Below are 13,190 nucleotides of genomic sequence, written 5' to 3'. Positions count from 1 at the left end.
TATGGGGGCGCCGATAAGGCGGGTGACTCCTCTCCGGCCCATGCCATGTCCTCCCCAGTGAACCCCGCCGCGCGTCCCGCGGCTCCCCGTGCGGGCTTGACCCGACACCGCAGCACCGCAACCCCCTGGCAGTGGGTGCGTGCATCGCTGGGCCGCCAGATCGGCCTGGTGCTGGGCACGACGATGGTGGTGATGCTGGCCGGTCTGGCGCTGCTGGTGAACCGGCATGCCGCCGACGCCGTCGAGGAGCGTGCCCGCAACGACCTGCGTGCCGCCGCGCAGATCCTGCGCGACAACGTCGCCACCTACGAACACAGTCTCGTCGATGCCACCGCCACGCTGGGCGGCGCGTTGCAGACGGTGCTGGCCAGCGGCCCGGTGCGGCTTGAGCCGGCGAAGGGCGACGCCCTGCCGACGCTGTGGCTGCAGGATCGCAAGCTGGAGGCGGGCTTCCCCGCGGTGGACCGCTTCACGCAGGACACCGGCGCGGTGGTCACCGTCTTCGTCCGCAACGGCGACGAGTTCACGCGTGTTGCGACCTCCGTGCGCAACGAGAAGGGCGACCGGGTGATCGGCACGCGGCTGGCCCATGAAAGCCCGGCCTATCCACGCGTGCTGAAGAACCAGGCCTACACCGGCCGCACGCGCTTGTTCGGCCGCGACTACATGACCCACTACCGTCCGCTGCTGGACGACGCCGGGCAGCTGGTTGGCGTGCTCTTCGTCGGCAAGGAATACGGCCAGGAGTTGGCGGCGCTGAAGGAGAAAGTGGCGGCGATGCGCATCGGCCAGCACGGCCAGTTCTTCGTCATCGACACCGCGCGCGAAGGCGAGGAGAGCGTGGTGATCCACTCCACCGCCGAAGGCGCCACCGCGCGTGGCCTGCTGGGCGAGGCGGGCATGCGCGCGCTCTCGCGCATCGTCGCGGCCGGCGGCGGCACGGTTGAAGTCGACGTGGCCGCAAAGGCAGGCGAGGCGCCGGTGCCCACGCTGCTGGCGGTGGAGAGCTTCCCAACTTGGAACTGGGCGGTCGTCGCGGCCGAGCCGCGGTCGCAGATCGTGGCGTCCACGCATGCGTTGACGGTCCTGATCTCGATCGCGTCGCTGGTCACGCTGGCGCTGATCCTGGCGGCGTCGTGGTGGTGCGTGCGTCGCACGGTGATCCTGCCGCTGGCCGCAGCGGCGCGTCTGGCGGACGACGTGGCACAGGGCACGATGGACGGCGCGATGCCGCCCGCACGCGACGACGAGGTGGGCGGCCTGCAGCGTTCGATGGGACGCATGCGCGAGCGCGTGCAGTCGGTGATCGCCGCCCAGCGCGACATGGCCGCGCGCCACGACGCCGGCGAGATCAGCCACCGCATGGACGATGCCGCCTTCCCCGGCCAGTACGGACAGATGGTGCGCGACACGAACACGCTGGTGGCTTCGCACATCGCGGTGAAGATGCGCCTGGTCGAAGTGATGCAGCATTACGCCGAAGGCGACCTGTCGGTCGACATGGATCGCCTGCCAGGCGAGAAGGCGGTGCTCACCGCCACCATGGACGCGGTAAAGGCCAGCCTGTCGGCCATCAACGACGAGATCAAGCGGCTGGCCGCGGCCGCGGCCGCCGGCGACTTCAGCGTGCGTGGCGACGCGGCGCGTTTCCACCACGATTTCCGCGCGATGGTGGACGGCCTCAACGCGATGATGGCGGTAAGCGACGACAACCTGTCACGCGTGTCTGGCCTGCTGCGCGCAATCGCGCGCGGCGACCTGACCGCACGCATGGACGGCGACTTCCACGGCGTGTTCGCGCGCATGCGCGACGACGCCAACGCGACCGTCGCCCAGCTCACCGGCATCGTCGGACGCATCCAGCAGGCGTCGGGTGCGATCAACACGGCCGCGGCCGAGATCGCCGCCGGCAACGCCGATCTGTCGCAGCGTACCGAGCAGCAGGCCGCCAGCCTGGAGGAAACCGCGGCTTCGATGGAGGAACTGACCTCCACCGTGCGCCAGAACGCCGAATCCGCGCGCCAGGCGAACCAGCTCGCCATCGACGCCGGCAAGGTGGCGGCGGAAGGCGGCCAGGTGGTGGGGCAGGCCGTGGCGACGATGCGCGACATCGAGAGCGCATCGCAACGCATCGCCGAGATCATCGGCGTGATCGACGGCATCGCGTTCCAGACCAACATCCTCGCGCTCAACGCGGCCGTCGAGGCCGCGCGTGCCGGCGAGAGCGGCCGCGGTTTCGCGGTGGTCGCAGCCGAAGTCCGCGCGCTCGCGCAACGTTCGGCGCAGGCGGCCAGGGAGATCAAGGGACTCATCGAGAACTCGGTGGCCAGGATCCACGACGGTTCGACCCTGGTCGATCGCGCCGGCGCCACCATGGGCGACATCGTGGCCTCGGTGCGACGCGTCACCGACATCATGGCCGACATCTCCAGCGCATCGCAGGAACAGAGCACCGGCATCGAGCAGGTCAGCACGACCGTCGCGCACATGGATGAAAGCACCCAGCAGAATGCCGCGCTGGTCGAGCAGGCCGCGGCCTCCGCGCACAGCATGGAGGAACAGGCCCAGGCCCTGGCCGATGCGGTGCGTCAGTTCATCGTGTCGAAGGAACGTGGCGGTGCGGCAGCATCCAGGTCGGCTGCTTCGATGAAAGCGATGGCCGAAGTGGCGTGAGGCTGCGCGCTACCGTGGGCGGCGCGCCGTAATGCTGCTTGAACGCGAAGGCCGTGCGATGCACGGCCTTCGTTTTTGCACCGCGACTCAGCGCATGAACAACCACAGCGCCGTCAGTCCTCCCAGCAGCAGCAACCCCAGGCTCGCGGCAATGGTGCCGCGCTGCCGGCGCACGTACTGGCCGCGCTCGATGTCCTGCCCGACGCGCCAGTAGCGATAGATCGACCAGACCAGCAGGAACAGGCCGAGCACCACCATGCCGAGGCCGGCATTGCCGGTGTCGCGCAACATCGCCGTGCGACCGGGATGCAGGTTTTCCTGGATCAGGTAGATGCTGAAGCGGTTCAGCGTGATGCCGAAGCCGATCAGCGAGACGGTGGTGCGCAGGTAACTCAGGTGCGTGCGCTCGTTGGCCAGGTGCGAGCGCAGGTTCGACACCTGCGTGCGGTACACCGACAAACGCGTGCGATACATCGACAACGTCGTGGACGATGTCGCCGCGTCGGGCTTGCCTTCGATGGCCTTCTGCAGTTCGGGTGGCAATACGGGCGGCGTGGGGTCGACCTGTGCGGCCATGTTCGTGGCTCCTGCCGGCGGCCGCGCCACCATTGTGCAGAAGGTGTCAACGGCGCGTGAGTTGCGCCGATCCGGGATAATCCGCGCAGGCACGAACCGACGAGCGAACATGGGCAACGATCTGGTGTTCTACGTGAAGCTGCATGTGAAACCCGAGCGCATCGACGACTGGAAGCGCGAGTTCGCGCGTATCGCGGAGGCGATGTCGCACGAGCCGGAATTCATTGCCTGTTATGCGCACCAGGACGCGCAGGACCCGAACCAGTTCACCCTGTACGAGCGCTGGGCCGAGCCGAGCGTCGAGGCATTCCTGCGTAACCAGGCCAAGCCCTACCGCACGCAGTACGACGCGGCGATCGAGCCGATGCTGCAGCGCCCGCGCGAGCCGCAGGTGCTGCTGCCGATGGGCGAGTGGTTCGGCGCGCGTGGCTGAGCGTCGGAACTCGACGCGCGCTGTCGCGCCAACAAAAAAGCCGCGCCAGGCGCGGCTTTTCGTTGGGTGCACCGTCGGCGATCAGTCGAACGCCGAGGCGTAGCCCGTGCCGACGATCTTCTGCTGCAGGGCGTCGGCGATCTTCAGGTTGCCGGCGACCAGCTGGCGGGTCATGAGGCCGCGGGTGTCCATCGGGCCGGTGGAGCGGCCGCGGAAATCGCTGACCTTGCCGCCCGCTTCGCGCACCAGCAGCACGCCGGCGGCGATGTCCCACGGCTTCACGCCGGCTTCGAAATACGCGTCGGCGCGGCCGCAGGCCACGTAGGCCAGGTCCAGTGCCGCCGAACCGGTGCGACGGATGTCCTCGGCTTCCAGCAGCAGGGCGTCGATGCACTTGAGCTGCGCGCTGACACGCTGGCGTTCGCGCGGCGGGAAGCCGGTCAGGATCATCGCGCCGGACAGATCCTTGCGGTCGGCGATGCGGATGCGGCGCTCGTTGAGCGTGGCGCCGCTGCCGCGGCTGGCGGTGAACAGGTCGTTGCGCAACGGATCGAAGATCACGCCATGCGTGGGCTCGCCGTTCTCGACCAGCGCGATGGAGACGCAGAAGTGCGGGATGCCGTGCAGGTAGTTGCTGGTGCCGTCCAGCGGGTCGATCACCCAGGTCGGCTGGCGCGGATTCTGGTTGCTGCCCAGTGAGCCGCTCTCCTCGCCGAGGATGGCGTAGTCGGGCGTGGCGCGGCGCAGTTCCTTGATGATCTCCTTCTCGGCCAGGCCATCGACCTCGCTGGCATAGTCCATCCGGTCCTTCTCGACCACGTTGAGCGCGTCGAGCTTGTTCATGTGCCGCAACAGCACGTTGCCGGCGGCGCGGGCGGCCTTGACCATGAGGGTGACGGCGGGTTTCTGCATGGGCAGGGGCCTCGTTCGGGGGACGGGGAGAAGGGCTGGCGGGGAGAAAGAGCGGTGCCGGCTCGGAGGCCGGGGCGCGGAGTTTACCATTGCGCCCCATGAGTGCCGCATCCAGTTACCTGAATTCCCCGCCTGCCGCCCGCATCCGCATCGTCCTGGTGGGCACCCAGCACCCCGGCAACATGGGCTCCGCCGCCCGGGCCATGAAGACCATGGGCCTGTCGCGGCTGGTGCTGGTGGCGCCCGAAAAGGCGCCCAATCTGGAGTCCTATGCCCTGGCCGCGGGCGCGGACGACGTGCTCGGCGAAGCGGCGACCTGCCAGACCCTGGCCGAAGCCGTGGCCGATTGCCGGCTGGTGCTGGGCTGCACCGCCCGCAGCCGCCGCGTCGCGCTGGAAGAACTGCTGCCGCGGGACGCCGCCGCGCGTGCGGTCGGCGAAGCCGCCGGGGGTGCGGAGGTGGCGCTGGTGTTCGGCCGTGAACGTACGGGCCTGAGCAACGACGAACTGCAGCTGTGCCACGCGGCGGTGCATATCCCCGCCAACCCGGAGTACAGCTCCCTGAACCTGGCCGCGGCCGTGCAGGTGCTCAGCTACGAGCTGCGCCTGGCGCTGCTGGAGCGCGAGGCCGCGGGCGACGAGGCCGCGCAGGGGGGTGAGCGACGCGATCCGCCCGCCTCGCACGCGCAGATGGAAGGCTTCTTCGCCCAGTTGGCCGAGACGCTGGATGCGATCGACTTCCACAAGGGACGCGCCCCTGACTCGGCGATGCGCAAGCTACGCCGCCTGTACCTGCGTGCCGGGCTGGACGAACGCGAAGTGCGGATCCTGCGCGGCATCCTGGCCGATGCGCAGCGCATGGCCATGCTGGCCGGAGAAAAGCGCGGTTCTGCCTGACCCCTGACGTTTTGCCGTACCAGGCTGCGGGGCTTTTCGATTACGCTGCCGGGGCTTACCGAGGGGTGGTTCTTGATCGCCGGCCTGCGTCGACTCGTCCTGCTGTCCCTGATCGCGCTGGCGTCGGCGGCCGCACCGCTTTCCGCGGTGGCCGGTCCCGATCCCGGCGTGCTGGTGCTGGGCCGCATCAGCGACGATCCGAAGATCCATTACGAGCAGCTCAAGCCGTTGCTCGACTACGTCGTGCCGCGCATGGCCGACGTCGGTATCCGCGAGGGCCGCATCCTCATGGCCAAGGACGCGCACCAGATGGCGAGCTACCTGCGCCGCGGCCGCGTCGACTGGGTGACCGAGACCACCGGCACGGCGATGCTGCTCCGCCGCAGCACGCAGGCGCGTCCGCTGCTGTTGACCGAGCGCAATGGCGCCAGCCATTACCGCAGCGTGTTCTTCGCGCGGCGCGACAGCGGCCTGCGCACGCTGGGCGATCTGCGCGGCCACAGCGTCGCCTTCCAGCGTCCGTCTTCCACCAGCGCCTACTACGTGCCCGCAGCCGAGCTGCTGCGGCGCGGGCTGTCGCTGGAAATCCTCCTGTCGCCGGACGACCAGATTGACTCGGCGTCGGTCGGCTATCTCTTCGCCTGGTCGGAACTCAACATCTCGACCTGGGTGCACAAGGGGCTGGCCGACGTCGGCGTGATGAGCAACCTGGACTGGGACAGCCCGAACCGCATGCCGCCGGCGTTCCGCGACGACCTGGTGGTGATCGGCCAGACCGACGACTACCCGCGTGCGCTGGAGATGGTGCGCGCCGACCTGGACCCGCGCGTCGAGGCACGCCTGCGTGAGGTGCTGATCGACGCAGCCGGCGATCCGGAAGCCGGCGAAGCACTCGCGCGCTTCTTCAACACCACGCGCTTCATGCCCATCGACGACGAGTCGCAGCGCGCACTGGACCACATCTCCGACGGCGTCGCACGCGTCCGCGCGGAGGTCGAATGAAACTGCGCATGGGCCTGCAGGCGCGGTTCCTGGTGCTGATGGGCGTGGCACTGCTGGTGGTGCTGGCCGTGGTCGCGCTGCTGCTCAACCGCCAGGAGCAGATGCGGCGCGAGGTCGAGGACGTCAGCCGCCAGGCCATGCACACGCTGGTTGCGCAGAGCCTGCGCCGACGCGGTGAAGCCGCGGTGGAACAGCTCGCGGCAGCGCTGACCAATCCGCTTTACTACTCCGACCTGGACGCCATCGGCACGCTGGCGCGTTCGACGCAGCGTTCGCCGGGCGTGCGTTACGTGCTGGTGTACGACGAGGCTGGCAAGGTCGTGCACGACGGAACCGACGAGATCGCGCACTACGGCCGTCGCATGGACGATCCGATGGCTGCGCAGGTCGTCGCCGCCAACGGCCCGCTCACGCAGACGCAGGGCGGCGTCATGGACGTATCCATGCCGATCCTGATCGGGCAGCAGCGGGTGGGCGGCGTGCGCATTGGTTACGACACGCAGGCGCTGCGGCGGATCCAGGACGAAGCGGTAGGCACGCTGCGCAGCCGGCTCGACGTGCTGGGCGAGCGCCACGTGGTCTGGATCGGCCTGCTGGGCACGGGTCTGCTGGTGTTCGGCGCGCTGTCGCTGTGGCTTATCCAGCGCCTGCTGGTGCGCCCGATCAGGCAACTGGCCGAGGCCGCGCAGGCCATCGAATCTGGCCATTTCGACACCGTCACGCCCATCGACGACCGCAAGGACGAAGTGGGCGACCTGATGCGCGCGTTCGATCGCATGAGCCGCAGCCTGGCGCGGCACGATCGCGAGATCCGCCGCATGGCGTACACCGACGCGCTGACCGGGCTGGGCAACCGGCTGGCTTTCCGTGAATCGCTGGACCAGCGCCTGGACCAGATTCACGGAGGCAGTCGCCAGCTCGCGCTGCTGTTCGCCGACCTGGACGACTTCAAGCGCGTCAACGACACGCTGGGCCACGATGCCGGCGACGAAGTGCTGCTGCAGTGCGCGCAGCGCATCAGGAGCGCGGTGCAGCGCGTAACCGGCGAGGACGCGCTGCTGGCCCGCTTCGGCGGCGACGAGTTCGTGATCCTGCTGGAAGGATCGGGCGATCCGGGACAGGACGTGCGCAAGCTCGCCACGCGCCTGGCCGAAACGCTGGTGATGGACCTGGGCCAGCCGCTGCAGGTGCAGCAGCGCCAGGTGTTCCTGGGTACGTCCATTGGCATCACGCTGTTCCCGGAAGATGCATCCAGCGGCACCACGCTGATGAAGAACGGCGACATCGCCATGTACCAGGCGAAGGTGGCCGGCAAGAACTGCTTCCGCTTCTACAGCCGCGCGATGGACCAGGCGGTGGAGCGCCGCGTGCACCTGGAGCACGAACTGCGCGGCGCGTGGGATCGCGGTGAACTCAGCCTGGTCTACCAGCCGGTGTTCCGCCTCTCCGACGGCGCGATGATCGGCGCCGAGGCGCTGCTGCGCTGGCGCCATCCGGAACTGGGCTACGTGGCTCCGTCGGTGTTCATCGACGTGGCCGAGCAGAGCGGATTGATCGAGGCGCTGGGCCCGCAGGTGCTGCACGCGGCCTGCGCGGATGCGGTGCGCTGGCAGCGCGAACGCGACGACGACGAGCCGTTGTTCGTCGCGGTGAACGTCTCGCCGCGGCAGCTGCGCCACGGCGACCTCTCGCAGGTGGTGTCCGCCTGTCTGCGCGAAACCGGACTGAGCGCCGATATGCTGCACCTGGAGCTCACCGAGACCGCAGTGATCGGCGACGAACTGCACGCCAGCGCGCTGCTGTCGGAACTGCGTGCGATGGGCGTGCGTGTATGGCTGGACGATTTCGGCACAGGCTTCTCGGGCCTGAGCCACCTGCGCCGCGTACCCGTGGACGGCGTGAAGATCGACCGCAGCTTCGTCGCCGACGTGCTGCGCGACCCGGACGACCTCGCGCTGACCACCGCGATCATCGCGATGGCGCATTCGCTCGGCATCATGGTGGTGGCGGAAGGCGTCGAGAAGGAAGGCCAGTACTCGATCCTGCGCGAACGCGGCTGCGATTTCGCGCAGGGATACTGGCTGGGCCATCCGATGACGGCCGAGGAGTTTCATGCGTTGAGGGTGTGAGGTGACGGTGCTGGCTGATGCGGTTGCCGCCGTTGTTGCCGCGCTCAGTGCCATTGGCGTTTGTCGTTGTCGTAGTCGTAGCCGTGGGCGACGTCGTTGCTCTTGGCTCGTCATTCTCGCGAAGGCGGGAATCCAGGGATTTTTCACGCTTTACGGTTGCCCTGTCAGAAGCAGCAGCCAAAGCTTCCGTCAGCCCAAGTCTGCTCTTCATTCCGGCGAAAACAGGAACCCAGTTCGCCGTCGCTTTTGCTCGTCATCCCCGCGAAAGCGGGGATCCAGGGACTTTTCACGCTTTCCCAGGCGCTGTCAGAAATGAAAGCCAAGGCTTCTCATCGTTTGCATCGGTAAAGGGTAGGCAGGCGGGGAAGGCCCTTTCTTTGGATTACGGTTGACCGAACAGAATCCAGTTGGACTTCGCAGCAAAGAACGTGATACGGCCGGCTTTAGACGGAAGGAAGCTGTGGCTGTTGCTTCTGACACGGCAACGGTAAAGCGTGAAAAGTCCCTGGATCCCCGCCTGCGCGGGGATGACGATCAAGAGCAACAGCAGCAACAGCAACAGCAAGAGCAACAGCAAGAGCAACAGCAAGAGCAACAGCAACAGCACTGCCGTATGGATCCCTGTTTCGCCGGGATTAAGAGCAGCTGCAAGGGCTGCCTACTACGCGATGTCCCGTGGACCTTGAAAAGTCCATGGATCCCCGCCTTCGCGGGGATGACGAGCCAAATCAAAGACATGACGTTCCGCGCGCTGCCAGCGTAGTCAGCGACACTTCACCCGAGCTTCCTCGAACTCCTCGGCCTCCCACCCTTCGACACATGTGGGTTCTCAGGCACGTGCCAGCGCAGTGGCGCGTCGATGGCCTTGGTGATACCGATGCGCGGAGAGATGACGGGTCGTTCCGGCGGCGGCGTGCCGTCGTCGGCGAACCAAACCGGCGAATCCGCGGTCGTCAGGTCTACGCCGTTCAAGGCGCCGGTGATGCCCAGCGCCTGCGCGAGGCGGCCGGGGCCGCTGGCCAACAGACGGTCGTCGCCGACGCCGCGCGCGGTACGCATGAGGTCCAGTCCGCTCACGGGCGCCAGTGCGCGGATCAGCACCGCGTGGCCGCGCTCGCCGCCGCACACCGCGTTGATCGCCCAGTGCATGCCGTAGATGAAGTACACGTACAGGTGGCCTGGCGCGCCGAACATCACCCGGGTGCGCGGCGTGATGCCCCGGAACGAATGCGCGGCCGGGTCTTCGCCACCGCGGTAGGCCTCCACTTCCACGATGCGTCCGGCGCGGCCGTCGGCAGTGACGATGAGCTTGTTGAGCAGGTCCGGTGCGACCTCGCGCGAATCGCGCGCGTAGAACTCGCGGGGCAGGGGGTTGGCGTGCATGGCCCATGCTAAACACGGCGTGCGCAGCGTGGTGTCAGCAGTGTTGGAACGGCCCGCGCATCCCGGCTTCACGCGGCGCCGGGTATTCCTGACGTGCCATGTCGTCCAAAGAACCAGCTTCGCCGGCGCAAGGACCGGTGAAGGCCGTCGAAAAGGCGGTGGAGAAGATCGATCCGACCGCGCCGCGCCGGCAACAGCCCGGGCGTGGCGAGTCGCTCCGTCGTCCCGCCATGAAGGCGCTGGTGCGGCGCGCGCAGGGCAGCCTGCCGGCCGACCTGATGCGGCGCTTCGTCGATACCGAGCTGATGGCGCAGTCGGCCGCGCTGGCGCTGTACGCGATCCTGTCGCTGGCGCCGCTGCTGCTGATCCTGGTGTGGCTGACCAGCGCGCTCTGGCCTGGCGCGCAGGAAGCGGTGATCGATCAGATCGGCGTGCTGGCCGGCACCGAGGCCGAGCGCATCGCGCGCACCATCATCACCAACGCCGAGCGCCGTCCCAGTACCGGTTCGATTGCCGGATGGTGGAGCGTGGCGCTGCTGTTCATCGGCGCGACCGCGGTGTTTGCGCAGCTGCAGGACGTGCTCAACAAGATCTTCCGTACCGATGCCACGCGACTGGCCGGTGCGATGGCGTGGTTGCGCAAGCGCGTGTTCTCGCTGGGGCTGGTGCTGGCGATGGGCTTCCTGCTGCTGGTGTCGATGACCATCAGCACCGTGCTGCAGCTGGCGTTCTCGCGCGTGGAATGGGCGCTGCCCATCATGATGAACGCGGCGACGTGGCTGGTGTACGCGGTCAGCTTCGCGCTGATGTACCACTACCTGCCGGACCGTTCCGTCGGTTGGCGGCGCGCGCTGGGTGGCGGTGCCGCCACGGCCGCGCTGTTCGTGCTGGGGCGCTGGGTGATCGGGTGGTACCTGCGCACCTCCAATCCCGGCTCTGCGTACGGGTCGATGGGCGCGGTGGTGCTGATGCTGGTGTGGATGTACTACGCGGCGCTGATCGTGTTCGTCGGCGCGCTGATCACCGCGGTGGTGGACGAGCGCCGCCGGCGCGGTCTGGACGCCCGCAAGGCCCGGCGGGAGGACGCGGAGACCCGTCCGGCGGCGTGAAGGCCGCGTCGTCCGCAGCGTGCGCGGCAAACCGTGGGGATCGGCCGACGAACCGTTGCCGTCCGGGCCCGTTCCGGCGCTAGGATCGCTGCACTGCGTTCCCTGCGGGATTCCATGGCCATCACCGCGACCCACCCGCTGGACCTGCCCCGCCAGCACCTGTTCTGGATCCTGCACATCGGTGGCTGGGTCGGATACTTCTGCCTGGGCTACCTGCAGGCCATCGCCTACGGCAAGCCGTCGGGCTACTGGATCGTGCCCGCGACCGCCGCCTGCACCGGCTTCACCGTCACGCTGGGCCTGCGCTATCTGCTTCGTGCCTGCTGGGGCCTGCCGCCGCGTAGGCTGATGGCGGTGATGATCCTGCCGATCCTCGGTAGTTCGGCCGTCATGGACATGACCACGCGCACGCTGCTGGTGCGCTTCTGCGAAACCTGCGCGCCGACCAGCCGCATCGCCTTCATCGCGTACGCGCTCAGCTACATCTACGTGGTGCTGGCGTGGGTGGGCCTGTACCTGGGTATCAAGTACTACCGCCAGCTGCAGGACGAAACGCAGCGCGCACTGGCCGCGCGCAGCATGGCCCACCAGGCGCAGCTGAAGATGCTGCGCTACCAGCTCAACCCGCACTTCCTGTTCAACACGCTCAACGCCATTTCCACGCTGATCCTGGATCGCGACAACGGTACAGCCAACCGCATGGTGCAGGGGCTGTCGGCCTTCCTGCGGCATTCGCTCGACAACGACCCGATGCAGCGCGTCACGTTGCGTCAGGAACTGGACGCGCTGACCCTGTACCTGGACATCGAGAAGATCCGCTTCGCCGAGCGCCTGCGCATCGAGACGGACATTGAGGAGGACTGCTGGCGCGCGCTGCTGCCCAGCCTGCTGCTGCAGCCGCTGGTCGAAAATGCCATCAAATACGCCGTCGCCAAGCAGATCGCCGGCGGGTTGCTGCGCATCGAGGCACGGCGCGAGGGCGAGCAACTGGTGTTGCGCGTGATCGACGACGGCCCCGGTTGCCAGTCGCTGGAAGGCGGGCAGCTGCCGCCGGGCAAGGGCGTGGGCCTGCGCAACACGCGCGAGCGGCTCAACGTGCTGTATGGCGACGACAGCAGTTTCAACGTGCGCAACTGCGAGCGTGGCATCGAAGTGACGCTGCGCCTGCCGTTCGAAACGCGTCTGCTGGGGGAGTGAGGACATGGACCGCGTCGTCGAGCGTCACGCCATCGCCGAAGCCGCCGAGCACGTGCCACTGCGCGCGCTAATCGTCGACGACGAACCGCTGGCCCGCCGGGGCCTTGAGATCCGCCTGCAGGGACATCCGGACGTGGAGATCGTCGGCCAGTACGGCGACGGCGTATCGGCGATCCAGGGCCTGCGCATGCATCGTCCGGATCTGATGTTCCTGGACGTGCAGATGCCCGGCATGGACGGCTTCGAGACGCTGCGCAACATCCCGGCCTCCGAGATGCCGCTGGTGGTGTTCGTCACCGCCTACGACCACTACGCGATCCGCGCCTTCGAGGCCTCGGCCACCGATTACCTGCTCAAGCCGGTCGAGGAATCGCGACTGGACCAGGCCCTGTCGCGCGTTCGCCTGGCGCGCTCGCAGCGTCAGGCCACGGTGCATCGCGCGCATCTGCTCGGACTACTAGGCGAGCTCAGCGGCCGTCCGCTGCTGGACCTGGACGAAGTGCTGCGTCCGGACGCGCTGGAACAGCTGCGCCGTGACGACAAGCTGGCCGTGCGCGATGGCGGCCGCACCGTACGCGTGGACCTGTCGAGCATTCGCTGGATCGACGCCGCAGGCGATTACATGTGCATCCATGTCGACGGCGAGTCGCCGCAGGGCGAAACGCTGGTGCTGCGGGCGACCATGCGCGATCTGGAAAAACAGCTGGATCCGCAGCGCTTTCCGCGCATCCACCGTTCCACCATCGTCAATGCGCGCCGCGTGGTGGAGTTGCGGCCGCACACGAATGGCGAGGGGTTTCTGCGGCTGGATTGCGGGCACGAGCTGAAGTTGTCGAGGACGCATCGAGACAAGTTGCAGTTGTTGCTGTAGCGACTTCCT

General features: G+C 67.9%; 12 protein-coding genes. 9 read left to right on the top strand and 3 right to left on the bottom strand.

Translation table 11 applies throughout. The features are described from left to right. The first annotated feature begins 96 nt into the window (after positions 1 to 96). Positions 97 to 2,673, top strand: coding sequence for a Cache 3/Cache 2 fusion domain-containing protein (locus VFE83_RS03610; RefSeq protein ID WP_324903519.1), 2,577 nt, complete (start codon positions 97 to 99; stop codon positions 2,671 to 2,673). Between the two features lie 87 nt (positions 2,674 to 2,760). Here the strand turns inward: VFE83_RS03610 and VFE83_RS03605 are convergent, their stop codons facing one another. Continuing rightward, complete coding sequence (locus tag VFE83_RS03605) at positions 2,761 to 3,249, bottom strand: DUF202 domain-containing protein (protein ID WP_324903518.1); 489 nt, start codon at positions 3,247 to 3,249, stop codon at positions 2,761 to 2,763. A 109-nt stretch (positions 3,250 to 3,358) separates the two neighbouring features. On the opposite strand from VFE83_RS03605, the gene VFE83_RS03600 reads away from it, so the two are divergent. Further along, positions 3,359 to 3,682, top strand: a complete 324-nt coding sequence (locus tag VFE83_RS03600; protein ID WP_324903517.1) for a putative quinol monooxygenase — start codon at positions 3,359 to 3,361, stop codon at positions 3,680 to 3,682. An 81-nt stretch (positions 3,683 to 3,763) separates the two neighbouring features. Here VFE83_RS03600 and VFE83_RS03595 read toward each other — a convergent pair whose 3' ends face one another. After that, positions 3,764 to 4,594: an inositol monophosphatase family protein gene (locus VFE83_RS03595; RefSeq protein WP_324903516.1), complete on the bottom strand. Its 831-nt coding sequence runs from the start codon at positions 4,592 to 4,594 to the stop codon at positions 3,764 to 3,766. Between the two features lie 98 nt (positions 4,595 to 4,692). Here VFE83_RS03595 and VFE83_RS03590 point away from each other — a divergent pair, with 98 nt between their 5' ends. The 4 genes from VFE83_RS03590 to VFE83_RS03575 all read left to right on the top strand — a co-directional run bounded on the left by VFE83_RS03590 (position 4,693) and on the right by VFE83_RS03575 (position 9,384). Beyond that, positions 4,693 to 5,490: an RNA methyltransferase gene (locus tag VFE83_RS03590; protein ID WP_324903515.1), complete on the top strand. Its 798-nt coding sequence runs from the start codon at positions 4,693 to 4,695 to the stop codon at positions 5,488 to 5,490. Between the two features lie 75 nt (positions 5,491 to 5,565). After that, entirely contained in the window at positions 5,566 to 6,492 is a 927-nt protein-coding gene (locus tag VFE83_RS03585; RefSeq protein ID WP_324903591.1) for a phosphate/phosphite/phosphonate ABC transporter substrate-binding protein, read from the top strand. Next, complete coding sequence (locus VFE83_RS03580; RefSeq protein WP_324903514.1) at positions 6,489 to 8,621, top strand: putative bifunctional diguanylate cyclase/phosphodiesterase; 2,133 nt, start codon at positions 6,489 to 6,491, stop codon at positions 8,619 to 8,621. Before VFE83_RS03585 ends, VFE83_RS03580 begins: the two co-directional genes overlap by 4 nt. 388 nt (positions 8,622 to 9,009) lie before the next feature. Beyond that, a complete protein-coding gene (locus VFE83_RS03575; RefSeq protein ID WP_324903513.1) occupies positions 9,010 to 9,384 on the top strand; it encodes a hypothetical protein in 375 nt (124 codons plus the stop codon). 11 nt (positions 9,385 to 9,395) lie between these two features. Here the strand turns inward: VFE83_RS03575 and VFE83_RS03570 are convergent, their stop codons facing one another. After that, positions 9,396 to 10,004: a DNA-3-methyladenine glycosylase gene (locus VFE83_RS03570; RefSeq protein ID WP_324903512.1), complete on the bottom strand. Its 609-nt coding sequence runs from the start codon at positions 10,002 to 10,004 to the stop codon at positions 9,396 to 9,398. A 98-nt stretch (positions 10,005 to 10,102) separates the two neighbouring features. Here VFE83_RS03570 and VFE83_RS03565 point away from each other — a divergent pair, with 98 nt between their 5' ends. The 3 genes from VFE83_RS03565 (at position 10,103) to VFE83_RS03555 (ending at position 13,181) form a co-directional block, all read left to right on the top strand. Beyond that, entirely contained in the window at positions 10,103 to 11,113 is a 1,011-nt protein-coding gene (locus VFE83_RS03565; protein WP_414674682.1) for a YihY/virulence factor BrkB family protein, read from the top strand. A 114-nt stretch (positions 11,114 to 11,227) separates the two neighbouring features. Beyond that, positions 11,228 to 12,310 carry a sensor histidine kinase gene (locus VFE83_RS03560; RefSeq protein WP_324903510.1) on the top strand — a complete coding sequence of 361 codons (1,083 nt, stop codon included), beginning with the start codon at positions 11,228 to 11,230 and terminating at the stop codon, positions 12,308 to 12,310. 4 nt (positions 12,311 to 12,314) lie between these two features. Beyond that, a complete protein-coding gene (locus tag VFE83_RS03555; RefSeq protein WP_324903509.1) occupies positions 12,315 to 13,181 on the top strand; it encodes a LytTR family DNA-binding domain-containing protein in 867 nt (288 codons plus the stop codon). Positions 13,182 to 13,190 lie beyond the last annotated feature (9 nt).

The sequence above is a fragment of the Lysobacter sp. genome, from assembly GCF_035655815.1.
Taxonomy (GTDB): Bacteria; Pseudomonadota; Gammaproteobacteria; order Xanthomonadales; family Xanthomonadaceae; genus Lysobacter_J.
Note: the sequence above shows the minus strand (reverse complement) of the source record. Positions and strands in the feature narration are given on the sequence as shown.

Bases quoted from the DNA above. Each gene is read 5' to 3' on its own strand.
- VFE83_RS03605 (WP_324903518.1), bottom strand. From the start codon at position 3,249: ATGGCCGCACAGGTCGACCCCACGCCGCCCGTATTGCCACCCGAACTG.
- VFE83_RS03600 (WP_324903517.1), top strand. From the start codon at position 3,359: ATGGGCAACGATCTGGTGTTCTACGTGAAGCTGCATGTGAAACCCGAG.
- VFE83_RS03595 (WP_324903516.1), bottom strand. From the start codon at position 4,594: ATGCAGAAACCCGCCGTCACCCTCATGGTCAAGGCCGCCCGCGCCGCC.
- VFE83_RS03590 (WP_324903515.1), top strand. From the start codon at position 4,693: ATGAGTGCCGCATCCAGTTACCTGAATTCCCCGCCTGCCGCCCGCATC.
- VFE83_RS03580 (WP_324903514.1), top strand. From the start codon at position 6,489: ATGAAACTGCGCATGGGCCTGCAGGCGCGGTTCCTGGTGCTGATGGGC.
- VFE83_RS03570 (WP_324903512.1), bottom strand. From the start codon at position 10,004: ATGCACGCCAACCCCCTGCCCCGCGAGTTCTACGCGCGCGATTCGCGC.
- VFE83_RS03565 (WP_414674682.1), top strand. From the start codon at position 10,103: ATGTCGTCCAAAGAACCAGCTTCGCCGGCGCAAGGACCGGTGAAGGCC.
- VFE83_RS03560 (WP_324903510.1), top strand. From the start codon at position 11,228: ATGGCCATCACCGCGACCCACCCGCTGGACCTGCCCCGCCAGCACCTG.
- VFE83_RS03555 (WP_324903509.1), top strand. From the start codon at position 12,315: ATGGACCGCGTCGTCGAGCGTCACGCCATCGCCGAAGCCGCCGAGCAC.